At 30.8% G+C, this 14895-nt stretch carries 10 protein-coding genes; all 10 read right to left on the bottom strand.

The features are described from left to right. Positions 1-53: 53 nt before the first annotated feature. The 10 genes from QJ521_RS02400 to QJ521_RS02355 all read right to left on the bottom strand — a co-directional run bounded on the left by QJ521_RS02400 (position 54) and on the right by QJ521_RS02355 (position 14851). A complete protein-coding gene (locus QJ521_RS02400; RefSeq protein ID WP_282838819.1) occupies positions 54-518 on the bottom strand; it encodes a GNAT family N-acetyltransferase in 465 nt (154 codons plus the stop codon). A 91-nt stretch (positions 519-609) separates the two neighbouring features. Then, positions 610-3459 (bottom strand): glycosyltransferase family 2 protein, encoded by a 2850-nt coding sequence (locus QJ521_RS02395; protein ID WP_282838818.1) that lies wholly within the window; start codon positions 3457-3459, stop codon positions 610-612. Then, positions 3456-5435, bottom strand: coding sequence for an oxygen-binding di-iron domain-containing protein (locus QJ521_RS02390; protein ID WP_282838817.1), 1980 nt, complete (start codon positions 5433-5435; stop codon positions 3456-3458). Before QJ521_RS02390 ends, QJ521_RS02395 begins: the two co-directional genes overlap by 4 nt. Before the next feature lie 137 nt (positions 5436-5572). Then, positions 5573-6952 carry a bifunctional UDP-N-acetylglucosamine diphosphorylase/glucosamine-1-phosphate N-acetyltransferase GlmU gene (gene glmU, locus QJ521_RS02385; RefSeq protein ID WP_282838816.1) on the bottom strand — a complete coding sequence of 460 codons (1380 nt, stop codon included), beginning with the start codon at positions 6950-6952 and terminating at the stop codon, positions 5573-5575. Beyond that, positions 6952-8262 carry a phosphohexomutase domain-containing protein gene (locus tag QJ521_RS02380; protein ID WP_282838815.1) on the bottom strand — a complete coding sequence of 437 codons (1311 nt, stop codon included), beginning with the start codon at positions 8260-8262 and terminating at the stop codon, positions 6952-6954. The genes glmU and QJ521_RS02380 overlap by 1 nt, the downstream gene beginning before the upstream one ends. A 15-nt stretch (positions 8263-8277) precedes the next feature. Continuing rightward, complete coding sequence (glmS, locus tag QJ521_RS02375) at positions 8278-10059, bottom strand: glutamine--fructose-6-phosphate transaminase (isomerizing) (protein WP_282838814.1); 1782 nt, start codon at positions 10057-10059, stop codon at positions 8278-8280. A 97-nt stretch (positions 10060-10156) separates the two neighbouring features. Continuing rightward, positions 10157-12016, bottom strand: a complete 1860-nt coding sequence (locus tag QJ521_RS02370; protein ID WP_282838813.1) for a YecA family protein — start codon at positions 12014-12016, stop codon at positions 10157-10159. Positions 12017-12986: 970 nt separating this feature from the next. Next, positions 12987-13979, bottom strand: coding sequence for a UDP-glucose 4-epimerase GalE (galE, locus tag QJ521_RS02365; protein WP_282838812.1), 993 nt, complete (start codon positions 13977-13979; stop codon positions 12987-12989). A 275-nt stretch (positions 13980-14254) separates the two neighbouring features. Next, a complete protein-coding gene (locus QJ521_RS02360) occupies positions 14255-14656 on the bottom strand; it encodes a hypothetical protein (RefSeq protein ID WP_282838811.1) in 402 nt (133 codons plus the stop codon). Positions 14657-14680: 24 nt separating this feature from the next. Next, positions 14681-14851, bottom strand: coding sequence for a hypothetical protein (locus tag QJ521_RS02355; RefSeq protein ID WP_282838810.1), 171 nt, complete (start codon positions 14849-14851; stop codon positions 14681-14683). Between the last annotated feature and the right edge of the window lie 44 nt (positions 14852-14895).

Raw genomic sequence — 14895 nt, 5'->3', positions numbered from 1 at the left:
TTATTATCGACAAAATTTACATTTCTTTACATAAAATATGAGATTTTTAGCATTTAAACCATTCTTTGATAGATTTTTTTACTATTTTGAATTGGGACAGCTCCAGATACTTTTTCATAAAATGGCCAATTCTTAGGTTCTACACCACCAATAATTGCGTATCCATAACCTTCTTCTTTCATGGAAACTAAACATTTTAAAAGTAAAGCTTTACCAATACCTTTTCCTCGATAAACTTCATCAACACCTGTTGGTCCAAAATATGCTTTAGCAGTTGCATCATAACATGCAAAGCCAATGATTTTTGAATCATCTCTTGCGATAAAGCATGTTGGATGATTTTTATACAAGCCTGCTTTTGCTTCCGATAACCAACCTTTTGAAAAGTGTGTACCAATAAAATCTAATACCTTATCACTGCTTGGTGATAAGACTCTAACAATTTCGAAAGGTGTATCAAGTTCTTTAATGATAGGTTGATATAAATCAACAAGCATATCTAAAGAATTACTAGCCATGATATATTCTCCTTTATATTTAATATAATTCCATTATAGCACAACAAAAACACTAAATATAAGACTTCCAGATTATGAAATAAATTTACATTTAAGATTTAAATCCTTTACGTTTTTGAGTACCCCATGTGCCACTTTCTCTAAGTGCACTAAAGGTAGAAAACACTCGATGCATACTAATTAATTGTCGATATCCAAAGTTTTCAAAGATTGCATAAAAAATCATCACAAACGTTTCTTTCTTATTCATCATCACAAGTTCTTTTTCTGACATAAATATTGATGATAAGGAAATCACAACACCAAATAAAATAGATGCTCCAAAGATACCTAATATAATAACAGGATTAAGTAATCCCAAGATTAATGCAATCATCAACATCAAATATCCTTGTGCTTCAAAAAACGGTCCTAAAAACTCAAAGATAAAGAAATAAGGATATCCTATTAATCCTATTTGTTTATACTTAGGATTAAAGGATAACTTTCTATGATAAGAAAGAATATCAATTAAACCTCTTTGCCAACGATTACGCTGTTTTAATAGTGTCTTTAAGTCACTTGGTAGCTCAGTATAACAAAACGCATTATAAACATAAGAGACACGATATGGATCTTTTTTCTCTAATGCTTGTCTAGTCAGTCTAACAACAAGCTCCATATCTTCACCAACTGTATCTTTTTTAAGCTTGCTGCTACTGGTTAAATAACCACCAGTTTCGATTAAAGTTTCTTTTTGAAATAAACCAAAAGCACCAGAAATAATCATTAAGCTTCTGAGTTCACTCCAACCAATACGACCACTTGTAAAAGCTCTTAAATATTCAATGGTTTGAAATCTACAAATCATTTCTTTAGGAATACTTCTTTTTTCTACTTTTCCTTTATCGAAGGTAAATCCATTGGCTGGATAGATGTTGCCCCCTAAGGCAACATAAGGTTTAGTGTCATCAAGCATTGATGATGCAAGCTTTAATAAAGCATCACCTTCTAAAATGCTATCTGCATCAATACCGCAAACATAAGGTTGTTTACTCACATTGATACCAACATTTAAAGCATCAGCTTTTCCACCATTTTGTTTATCAACAACAACTAAGTTAGGAATATCTTTTGTCGTATAGACGCCTCTTATCTTTTTCGTATTTAAATGATTGATATGAGATGGATGCTTTCTTTCTAAGTTAAAATGCTTAATTAAGATACTTAAAGTAGAATCTTTAGATCCATCATTGACGACAACTACTTCATAAATTGGATATTGAAGATTTAAAAGACTCGTTACACTCTCTATAATACTTACCTCTTCATTATATGCAGGAGCGATAATTGATATACCTGGTAATAAACGTTCAGAGAATAATAAAGTATACTTTCTAGTCTTGGATAAAGCAACTTGTTTTTTAGAAGCTAACAAAGCTAAGAGAAATAAGATTATGTATATTGTATTAATCGTCAAGAAATAAAAGATTAGGTAAACATTGACATCTATTAAAAACCCATTAATGATTTCAGTCATACTTAAATTAAAAATCGTATCACCTAATCTAAAGATATAAATCAGTGGAAATAATAATAAAGAAAAGACAATCCACTTAATCATCCAATAAACTTTTGTTTTTTCAATCGGAGGTTTTTCTTTTTTTTCAATAACAGGTGTTAAGCTTTGTAATCCCATTTTAATTAATATATCTTGATGAAGATAAATTCTAAATTCTTTCGTCATTTCATCATTAAGACTCATTTTTGACTTGATAATCTCAAGCAAAAATGATTCTATTTGTTCATTCTTATTTTCATTTAAGAAATCTATGATAGGTTCTATAATATTTTGATTTAAGACAAGTTCTAAAATTTCTTTTAATAATTTCTTTTGAGCATTAAATAAATCTAGAATAATATAATCAATTCGATCAGAAAACACCTTCGTTAACATTTCTTTTTGATGAGGCTTTAACTCAACATAAATTCTTAATAGGTGATCTAAAAAGGAACGATCATTTAAAACCATTTTAGATAATGTTTTGACTCTGACTTCATCTATTTCACTACCATCAAATCCATCAATAATGCGGTTGATGCATTTAATGCTAGCGCGATTAGTTAAAGATGAAACCGCATAAGCCTTTATTTTTGGATCATCATGTTCTAAATATTTCTCAACACTTAAGATTTCTGGAGTATGCTTTAACAAGTTTTTTAAAATATTTTCCTTTAAGAATTCATTTTTAGATACTTCATAAGGACTTGTTTGAAGAATCCATTCAAGTCTTACTTGCATGTATTCGATTAAAAATGCATCAGCATGAAATGATCCTATGCGAATCAAGCCTAAAACAATTTCATATCTGTGATCGTCACTATAAGTTGAAAACGTATCATAGATTCTTTTATAGTTACTTCCTAATAAAGTACATAACCTGTCTTGATATTGATCTGTACTCTTTTCTAATGACTCAATGATTGGATAAAGATACTCATCTTTTAATCCGTAGCGCATGTGCGCTACGATTCTTAATCTAACTGCTTCATTTCGTTCTTTATTAAAACGTTTGAAAAGCATTTCATATGCTTCTTCAGTTCTTAGTTTTGAAATATAGTAAACAGCAATTCTTCTTTTAAAAGTACTTAAAGCATTAATGTTTCTTTTTTGTTTTTTTATAAATCTAGAATCTTTGAAATCTTCAATAATGCTTTCTCTAATAACAGGATCTAGATGGATTTGTTCATCTACATCTATTAAAGCATCAAAAAAGAAACGTTTAGAAACAGGAATGTCAACGTCTTCTTGGTCTATATATTTTTTAAAGAGATAATCCCTAGCTTTCTTAACTTTGAGTTCTTTTTTGTTTAATCTTCTTTTTTGTGTCAGAATAAGTAATATAAACACAATAATGATTAAACCAAAAAAGGCGAAAACACCATAAATAATATCAATCATGATATCATCACTTTCTGGTCACGAATACGCTTAATATGTCCAATTAATTCTTCTGGTATAATAGGCTTTTGTAAAATAAAGTCAACATCTAATAAATTACAACGTGTCACAACATCCAAATTTTTATGGTGACTTACCATAATAAATGGGATGTTTCTAAAGTTTTGAGATTGATTGATTTTTTGTTTAAGTTGAAAACCATCAAGTTTTGTTAAATTAATCTCAGAGATAATGACATCAATATTATGAGTTTCTAATTGATCATAAGCATCATAGATATCTTTAGCAATAATCACTTGATAATGGATTCGATCAAAGATTTTAACCATTAAGTTTTGATAAGTTTCATCTTCATCAACCAAAAGAATAATCCCTTCAGTAAATGTTTTTTCATCTGTATGTTGATCAAGGATTTGATCTTTACCTTTGAGTTTCGCTCTTTCTAGTCGCATTTGTGCAAGTTCAATAAACTGATTAACACGTTCATCAAGGCCATAACGCGTATTTAGTTCAGATGATGAGGTAATACTTATCGTTATCGTTATCGGCTCTATAAAGAGTTCTGACTTTTTAACGAGATTACTTAATTTAACAGCGAGCGCTGTTAAAGACTTCTCATCAATTTCGTGACGATAAACAAAAATACCAGGTCCATTTTGTTTAAATAATAAAGCATCTTCTTGTTTCATGTTATTAATGATATGAACTAAGTTCCTTAAGGTCTCATCACCTTTATGAACACCATATTTTTTATTGATTTCTAATAAGTTATCAATATGTATCAAGACCAAACATCTTGATTTGTTTTCAGCTAAAGGTTGATCTAAGTTATTTAATAAATGACCAATCATAAATCTTTGATTATAAAGATTGGTGATTGAACAACGCAGAAGTTTATCGGTTGTCTCTGTTATTTTTGAGGATAGTTCTTCAACTTCTTGTTCAAGGTTTTTCTTTTCGACATTTAAGATCTCTATTTTTGATTGTTGAAGATATGATGTTGTCTTATAGATTGCAGGTAACTGAATGTTAAATGACTTATGATACTTTTTAACAACAGATTCTAGGAGTGTTAGCCAACTAACACCCTTTTTTTGATAAATCGTATCAAAAAAAGTATTCCATAATTTATAGCCTGCAAGCTTTGTAGACTCTATTTCAATATGAGGATAAAGCTCCAAATAAATCTCAGAGTCTTTAAAAGCATCTAATATTTCGTATCTATGGTATTTCGTTTCTAGTTTCTTTAGCATATGATTACAAATCGTTTCATAGTTATAAGAAACATTCTTTTTATTTTTGCGTTCAACAACTTGATTGGAATTATAAAAATCATAGGATAAGATGCCTTGATAAACATCAGGGATCATAAGCTTATGAATCACAAGACCTAAACGCGGATAAATAGAAATAATATTATGTTTCTTTATTTTCTTAACTGCTTGTCTGACAAACTCAATACTAGGGAGTACACTTTCATGGAATTGATTGATTGAATTAATCAATTCCTTTTGATTTTTTGTATGATGAGAAAAAAGATGTGCAGAAAACAAAAAGCCCTCTTCAATATAAATACTTACATAACATTCAGGAAAAGGCAAAAAAGGCATAGAAATAAACTCTAGTGTTTGTCCATCTCCAAATTTAAGTTTATAATCTAGTGATTCAATCGTAACAATATCATTAGAGATCATGTTTTCTAAATAGGGGACACCTACTTCATTAACAATCACTTTTCCATGAAAACCCTTTTGATTTAAGTCTTCTAGTGATGTTAAGTTTAAGTAATCATTAGATTGTAAAACAATATAAGATAGTTTAGAGATTTCAATATGTTCTTCTAATGCTGCTAAAAGAAGCGGCACATGGTGTTTAGCACCTGGGTCGATTAATATCGATATATCATCTTTTATAATGAGATAAGTATGACGATTCACTTCTTTTTCTAATAAGATAGGGATTACTAAAGGGTTCATATTATCTCCTACATCTCTTTTATCATAGACTAACAAAGATATTTTTGTTGTTAATTTATTATATCACGATATATCTATTGATATAAAAGAACATAAAAAAAGATAGTTGCAAAGGATCGCAACTATCTATAGTGATATTATTCAGGTTTTGGTTTTGGTTTAATTAAGTTCTTTGAATAATCTTCTTTATTGATTTGTTTATTACGTGCAATAGCCATTGCACCTTTAGGAATATCTTGAGTCACTGTTGAACCTGCGGCGATAAAGACATTATCACTTACCTTTATTGGAGCAACCAAATTCACATTACATCCAATAAAGACATCATCACCAATGATGGTCTTATGTTTTTTAACACCATCATAGTTAACAGTAACTGATCCACAACCAAAATTAACATTAGATCCTACTTCTGCATCACCAATATAAATTAAGTGTGCAGCTTTGGTGTGATCTCCTGTAGTAGATGCTTTAACTTCAACAAAGTTACCAATTCTATTATCTTTACCGATGATTGCATTTCTTCTTAAGTGAGCAAATGGACCAACGGTTGTACGTTCACCAACAATAGAATCTAAAACGATACTATGTCTAATTTCTGCATACGATTCAATCGTTGAATTCAAAACTTCTGTATTTGGTCCAATAACTGCACCAGCTTTAATAATGGTATTACCCATTAAGGTTGTATTTGGGTATATCCAAGCACCTGGTTCAATTATAACATTATGTCCAATCGTTACAGTCTCAGGGTTTACAATAGAGACTCCACCTAACATATGGCCTTTATTAATGGTATCACGTAAATACTTTTCAGCAATACCAACACCATATAAGTCATTAACACCCATTGTTATTTGAGGATCTCTAACTAAAAAAGTATTGACTTTATGTGTTTGATGCATTAATGAAACGATATCAGTTAAGTAATATTCACCTTTACGTTCATTTCTTCTAATCTTTTTAATCGTTTCAAATAATGCTTTATTATCAACGACATAAACGCTTGAATTCACTTCTTTAATGAGTTTTTGAGATTCATTACAATCAAGTTCTTCAACGATACCATTAACAACACCATATTCATCTCGAATAATACGACCATATCCCTTTGGATAATCCATTAACATCGTAACAACCGTTAAATCATTTCCCATCTCAAGGTGAGATGAAATGATTTTATCCATGACGGGATATTCCATAAGTGGCATATCTCCAGGAAGGATAAAAGTAATACCTTCTTCATTTTCTAATAAAGATGCTGCTGAAGATACTGCATGACCGGTTCCTAGTTGTTCTTCTTGGACTGCATATTTGACTCGGTCTTTTAAAATATCTTCCATCACTTCTTTTTTATGACCAACAACAACAATCGTTTCATCAATCACTGATTTTTCAATGTTTTCAATGATATATTCAATCATTGGTTTCTTTAAGATTGGAAACGCACATTTTGGCAATTCAGTGCGCATTCTTGTGCCTTTACCTGCTGCGAGTATGAGTGCATATTTTTTCATTACTTTTCACCCTCCTTAAGGATAAATGATACAAGATCCTTTGTGCTATTTTTAACCATTGATTCATCCGGATGACTGACTGTCACGCGAATCAAGTTCTCGGTGCCACTTGGTCTAACTAAGAGAAGAGAATCTTCACCCAATTTTTCTTTTAATTTAATTAAATAGTTTTGAACAGAATCTTTTTTTAAAGTTTCTTTTGGAACTTCAGAAATATTTACATGTTCAATCGGATATAGTTTAACATCTTTTGTGAGTTCATCAAACCATTTTTTAGTATCATTGAGTATTTTCATTAAATACATAGAAACTAATAAACCATCACCTGTATGAATAAATTGGCTTAAGATCACATGCCCTGAAGATTCACCACCAATACAATATCCATGTTCTTCCATAGCAAGTGATACATTTTTATCACCAACATCGGATAAAACAACATCAATACCCTTATCTTTTAAAGCTTTAATAATGCCTAAGTTACTCATTTTTGTTAGTACAACACCATTATTTGCTAAGGTGCCATTTTGTTTCATATGATTGGCAATCATATAAACAATCATGTCACCATCATAAATTCTACCAGTAGCATCAACTGCTTGAATGCGGTCTCCATCACCATCAAAACTAAAACCAACTGGATATTTCTTTTTTAATACTTCTTTAATCATGGTTTCCATATGCGTAGAGCCACAATGATCATTGATTAATGTATTTATTCCTTCATGTTTATAGATTTGTAAAGCATTTGGTACATAAAGGTCTAAAATCTCTTTTGTAATACTTGATGTAGCCCCATTGGCAGTATCAAAGATTGCTTTTAAATCTATTTTTTCTAATTTGAGTTTTTTATAAATTTGTAAGTATTGAATTTTAACATCATCATTACCATTTTTTACGGTATGAATCGGAAGTTTAATGACTTGATTAGCAGCCATCAACTTTTCAATTTTTGCTTCTTCATCAGGAGTTGTCTTAAAACCTTTAACAAAGATTTTAATCCCATTATCTGTATGAACATTATGAGATGCTGTAATCATTGCACCTACAATACCTCTTAGTTTTGAGTAATGTGCAATCATAGGTGTGCTTAAGACATATGCATTCCAAACTTCCATACCTCCCATGATTGCACCGTGTGCAAGCCGAACAGATAACATAGCTGAAGTTGGTCTTGTATCCATACCAATAACAAGTTGGTTCATATTTAATGCTTTTCTTAATGTGTTTCCTACGCTATATGCAAGTGTTGGAGTTACTTTCGATGTAGCATCCCCTCTAATACCATCTGTACCAAAATATTTACCCATTATATTATCCTCCTGTTATTCTACCGTTACGCTTTTTGCTAGATTTCTTGGTTTATCTATGTCATGACTGCGTTCTAACGCAGCATAATAGGAAATAAGTTGTGTAGGAACAACCATAATCATTGGTGTTAAAAGTGGATGAACGGTATCCAGGATGATTTCATCTTCAGGTTCTTCACAATTTGAAGTCACTATATGAAGTGTGTTTGCACCACGTGCAGACACTTCATTTAGGTTTGACCTTGTATTATGATTGATTTTAGGATCAGATATTAAAGCTATAACTGGAGTGCCTTCTTCAATTAAAGCAATGGTTCCATGCTTTAATTCTCCAGCAGCAAAACCTTCTGTTTGGATGTAGGAGATTTCTTTTAGTTTAAGGGATGCTTCTAGTCCTGTATAGTAGTCTAAGCCTCTACCAATGTAGAAACAGTTTGGTTTTGTTAGTTTATTTCTAACGTGTGTAAGTATTGATTCATTTGCTAGGAAATTCTCAATTGCATTAGCAACAATCGATAATTCTTTTTTCATATCAATTGAAGATTCAGTAATTGAGTTAGCTAATAGAGCTAATATCGCAATTTGTGCGATATAAGCTTTCGTAGACGCGACGGCTATTTCTGGTCCTGCATGGATTTCTAAAGCAAATGTCGCTTCTCTAGCAAGTGTAGAGGATGGGACATTTGTAATCGTTAAGATTTGATAGTTAGATGTTTTTAGTTCAACAAGGCATGCACGAAGATCTGCAGTTTCTCCTGATTGAGAAACTAAGATAAAAAATGGTGATTTAGATAGTAATGGTCTTTGATATGCAAATTCTGATGCTATATGGACTTCTGTTGGAATGTTTGTTATTTTTTCAAATAGATTTTTTCCTATGAGTCCTGCATGCATTGAGGTTCCTGCAGCTAAGATGTAGATCCGATCTGATTGCTGAATAGCTGAAATTAAAGATTTAGGAATACGTGATGTTTCAGTATCATAATAATTCGTAAGAATTCGACGAACGACAGCAGGTTGTTCGTTGATTTCTTTTAACATGTAATGGGCATAAACCCCTTTTTCAGTATCTGCATGATCTAATTCTATTTTTTTAAAGTTTGGTTGGATAAGTTCGTGGTTTAGATTGAATACCCTAACATCATCACGTGAAGCTACGACAAATGTTTTATCTTCTAATGGATAATAAGTATCACTATAACCTACTAATGCCATTAAATCAGAAGCTATCGTGATACCCTCATCACTTTTTCCTATCAATAAAGGACTCTTATATTTAGCAGCATATACTTTTTCTGGATCCTGGGAGTCCAGAATAAGTAATGCATAAGAGCCTTTCAGTAGTTTTAAGGTTGTAAGGATTGCATTATCAACATGAAGTGTTTCAGAAAAAGTTTCTATTAATTGAGCAATTACTTCTGTATCAGTATCGCTTGTAAAATTTGAGTATTTTAGGTATTGAGACTTTAAAGCTTGATAATTCTCAATGACGCCATTATGAACAATAATAAAACGGCGTGATTGAGAATAATGAGGATGTGAGTTCTCTTTGTTTACTTTACCATGGGTTGCCCAACGTGTATGCCCTATACCTATATTTGATAAAGCACTATTTTTAGCTGAATCAATGAGATGTTGGACACGTCCTACATCTTTATAGATATCAAAGATTTGATAACGTGTATTGTATAGACTCATCCCTGCAGAATCATAACCTCTATATTCTAGTTTAGTTAGACCATTTAAGATGATATCTTTTGCGTTTTTATTACCAATGAAACCAACGATTCCGCACATAGTTTCCTCCGAGTAGATTAGTATAAAAATAGTATATCATAAAAAGTATTTCATGGATAATTCCAGAAATACATTTTTATGTTATTTATTAATAAATTCACATCAGTATATTTTCAACATGTAATAATTTCAACTTTTCCATAACTTTCTTGTTATAAGTAAATAATGGATAAAAATCATCTAAAAAGAATTTATCATTTTCAGATAAATCATCACTTAAAGGGTCATAGCCATAACATATAGCATTAAGAATAGATTCATGTTTATCATTGGCTAAAAGATAAGTTTGAGCATATGGTTGATCATTATCAATTTGGGCATAAAGCATGAGCAATTTTTTATATGGAGATTCATCATCAAGATTTACGATAGATGACATCAGCTTATCCATCATACCTAAATAGACATAGCAAATTAATACTGACTCTTTAGCCATAAATCTATCACTTAAATCATATTTTAGTATTTTTTCATAAAGAAGATAAGCATCCTTATATTGTCCATTTTGTTTATAGATATATGCTAAAGAATCAAGTGATAAAATATATATTCGATTATCACCAATACTATAAAAATCCTCACTAGGATTATTTAAAGCTTCATCTCTACTTTTTTCAAAAGCGTATATGATTGCTTCAAGTAGTTTCTCATCATTTTTTATGCCAGTAAAGTCTAGTAACAATCTTAGTACAGCTACAGACAAAGGATATAAAAATAATAAGTTATACAAGTGTACAGGAATATTTTTTAATGTTGATCGATATATATCAACAGAAAGATTTTCGAATTGTTCATCCATATACTCATCATAGATAGTGTTTTCTTGTCGTTTCTTCAAAAAATCAAAAGGTTTATTCATTGGAATTTGATCTTTTGGAGTATAATCTTGTGTGCTATACAAAGATAATAAATTATTAATTATTAATTCATTAGATGGAGCCGTAGACTGATTTAGGAGATAGATGATTTCATCATAAATTTCTGGAATCCAGCTTTTCTTAGTCCAAATTCTTAAAGTTCTATATACTTTCTCTTGGATAGAACTTGTTAATTTCTTTTTGTTCTTTTTAAAAAGAATCTCAACTAAAACTCCCATTAACAAATTTGGGTCATATTGACTAATCTGTTCAATATCTTTAGACATGAAATCATCAATAAGTTCACGCATAGAAGGCTGTTTCAGTAAAACAATATAAAACTGAATGCGATCCATTTCTCTTATCAAATTTTTCTTTATTTTTGATTTGTCCTGATCAGACAATTTAAAAACATCTATATTGTGTAAATCTTGATTATCCTCACCAATAAAAAGTTTATTGATGCAACAGTATTTGTATTTTTTGCCACTTCCACACGGACATAAACTGTTTCTACCAATTTTATTCTTATTCGTATGCATCAAAACGAGTTCATTTGCTGTATAACCATTATTTACCCAAGTCCTTGTGTTGTTGGCAATATTTATAATCACTGGTATGATGTGTTCAAAATCTGATGGTTCAATATTATAATCACTTATACGACTTATCACAGATTCAATTGTAGAACCAACCTGTATAAGGCCAATAATATCATCAATCACATTGGATGCAACCACTTCATTTTTCACTTTCGATAAGTAAATATAAAGTCTATTTTCTTCATCAGTATATTCATCTCTAAACTCATTTTTATATGACAAAAGTTCCTCAAGAGTTGGAACATAATAGGGTTTACCATTTGTTTCAGCTAAATGTTTTGACATCTCGTTATTGATATAGATTGCTTCCATAATAAAAAAATCTTTTTTGAAAAATACAAAGTTATTTAACAGATAGTCTTGATCTATTTTTTCAAATGTTAATTTTTGATTTGGATGATGAAGATGAAACAGAGTTTCTACCCTTTGTTTATGAATCATTCCATATAAGTGACTGCATGAAATGATATAGTCCTCTAAATATTTATTAGGGTTCATTAAAAGTATCTCCTCTATCATGTATATATATATTTTATCATGCGAGTAACAAAAAAACTATAGTCAATAAAATTGATAGAAACTATAGTTTTAGGTACTTCAGGCCTTTTAGGATGATTATTCATAGTGAACTACTCCCACCACTTAATGAACATCATTAGAAGTGGGGGCTTCTTGGGTAAAACAGACCCGTGTCTATTAATTTACCAAGCTATTGCGTCTGTTCCATACGCTTTTGTTACATATTTGATGAGACCTTGAACACCGATGTTTATCGCTGCGTTTAGGTCTCTATCCATCAATATTTAAAATATTTACGATGATTAATTTATTTTACCGTTAATATTACAAAATATAATTGTTTTTACACAGTTCTAAACTCAATTTTTATTATTGTGTTTTAGCCCTAGATCCATAAGATAGGACTGTAGCGATTGACCTTCAATGTAGAGCTGTCTGTCATGTGTATGTCATTGTGCATCGCATATCATCTGTATGAAAATGAAAACTCAATATTTTTGCTTTAACTTTTAATAGTCATTTATCGTCTTAATTAAGAGCTTAAACCACCCTAAATAATACTCAAATATGTTTCCACACACAAGGTTGCCTTGAGGGGTATTCAACAACTGTCTGTTTCTATGAAAATCTACACTTAGAACTGTCGATATCTTTGCAACTGTTACATCAAGTAGATCAAAAACCGAAGATTTTTTTCTTGAAAGATTACACTCGTTTTTTGTCTTGATAAAGACCAAATCATAGTATTCTCGATATGTCAAGATGTTTCCACAAACCGGATTGCCTTGAGGGGTATTCAACAACTGTCTGTTACTATGAAAATCTCTACTTACAACTGTCGATATCTTTGCAATGATTTATGGTAGCATTAAAAAATCTATGTTTTCTAGATTTTATTTAATAATCATTCAATAAATTTTATGCAGAAATCCCTACGTTATATATTAAATTATTTTAAAACATTATAGCCACTTGGATTCTTTTTATGCCAATTCCACGCATCAGTTATAATTTTTTCTATATTATTGTATTTTGGTACCCAATTTAGAACCTTTTTCGCTTTGTCAGAAGATGCAATTAAAATTGCAGGATCTCCTGGTCTTCTTTCTTTTACTTCAGCTGGAATTAAATGATTAGTAACTTTTCTAGCTACTTGTATTATTTCTTTAACTGAATAACCTTCTCCGCTACCTAAATTAAAAATATTGCTTTCATCATTATTTCTTAGATATTTAACTGATAGATAGTGTGCAGAGGCTAAATCTAAAACATGAATATAGTCGCGAATACATGTTCCATCTTTGGTTTCATAATCATCACCAAAAATAAAAATTTTATCTCTTTTACCCAGTGGAACTTCTAAAACTAAAGGGATTAGGTGAGTCTCAGGTAAATGATCTTCTCCTATCATACCAGATGGGTGGGCTCCAGATGCATTAAAATATCGCAATGAAACGTACTTTATTCCATGAGCCTTATCAACCCACTTCATCATTTTTTCCATTGCTAACTTTGTTTCGCCATATGTATTAGTTGGACTTGTAATATCAGATTCTAATATAGGTATTCTATTAGGCTCTCCATAGGTTGCAGCTGATGATGAGAAAACTAATTTTAGAACATTATATTTTTTCATGACTTCTAATAAACATAGCATACCATAGAAATTATTATTATAATAATCTAGAGGTTTCTCCATGCTCTCCCCCACTAAAGAATTAGCAGCAAAATGAATAACTGTATCTATGGAGTGGTTTTCAAAAATTTTGACTAGCTCATTTTTATCTCGAATATCAACTTGATAAAATGAATCTACAACAATAGATTCTCTATGTCCTTTTTGTAGATTATCAACTACTATAACTTCTTCTCCTAAGTCTTGTAGATATTTAACAGTATGCGAACCAATATACCCTGCTCCGCCAACAACTAATATACTCAAGTTTAAAACCTCCATTTAATCTATATCTCTTATAAAGCTATAATTTCAGCATTTTTAAACATTAAAACACAAAAATATATCACTTGAAACCAAGCTCTCAATCTAAATAAATTCTTCTAACCATTATTTCTTAAATAACTGTCTATTTTGCTAAGCTCTTCACTTAGAACTCAGTCTTTTGCTTCTTGACCTCACACTATGATATTTCAAATTTGTGATTCATTCGCGAGTTAAAATATCATTTATCATCTTTATTAAAAGCAAAAACTCTGTCTTTACTTGAAGAGGTTAAGTCTCCTAGAGTCTATGCTTTCAGGAATGTTCAAGAGTTGTCTGTTTCTATGAAAATCTGCACTTAGAACTGTCGATATCTTTGCTACTGTTACATCAAGTAAATCAAAAAGCGGAGATTTTTTTCTTGGAAAATGATAGTCGCTTTTTGTCTTGATAGAGACCAAATCATACAGTTGTTGATATGTCAAGATGTTTCCACATTCCGCGTTGCCTTGAGGGGTATTCAACAACTGTCTGTTTCTATGAAAATCTACACTTAGAACTGTCGATATCTTTGCAACTGTTACATCAAGTAGATCAAAAACCGAAGATTTTTTTCTTGAAAGATTACACTCGTTTTTTGTCTTGATAAAGACCAAATCATAGTATTCTCGATATGTCAAGATGTTTCCACAAACCGGATTGTCCTAAGGGATGTTCAAGAACTGTCTGTTACTATGAAAATCTGCACTTAGAACTGTCGATATCTTTGCAACTGTTACATCAAGTTGATCAAAAACCAAAGATTTTTTTCTTGATAGATTACACTCGTTTTTTGTCTTGATAAAGACCAAATCATAGTATTTTCGATATGTCAAGATGTTTCCACATTCCGGATTGTCCTGACCCTTTAGTTTTAACT

The organism is Peloplasma aerotolerans (genome assembly GCF_030012175.1).
In the GTDB taxonomy this organism is placed as follows: domain Bacteria; phylum Bacillota_I; class Bacilli_A; order Acholeplasmatales; family Acholeplasmataceae; genus Peloplasma; species Peloplasma aerotolerans.
The sequence above is the reverse complement of the archived record's forward strand: the minus strand, read 5'-3'. Positions and strand labels throughout refer to the sequence as shown.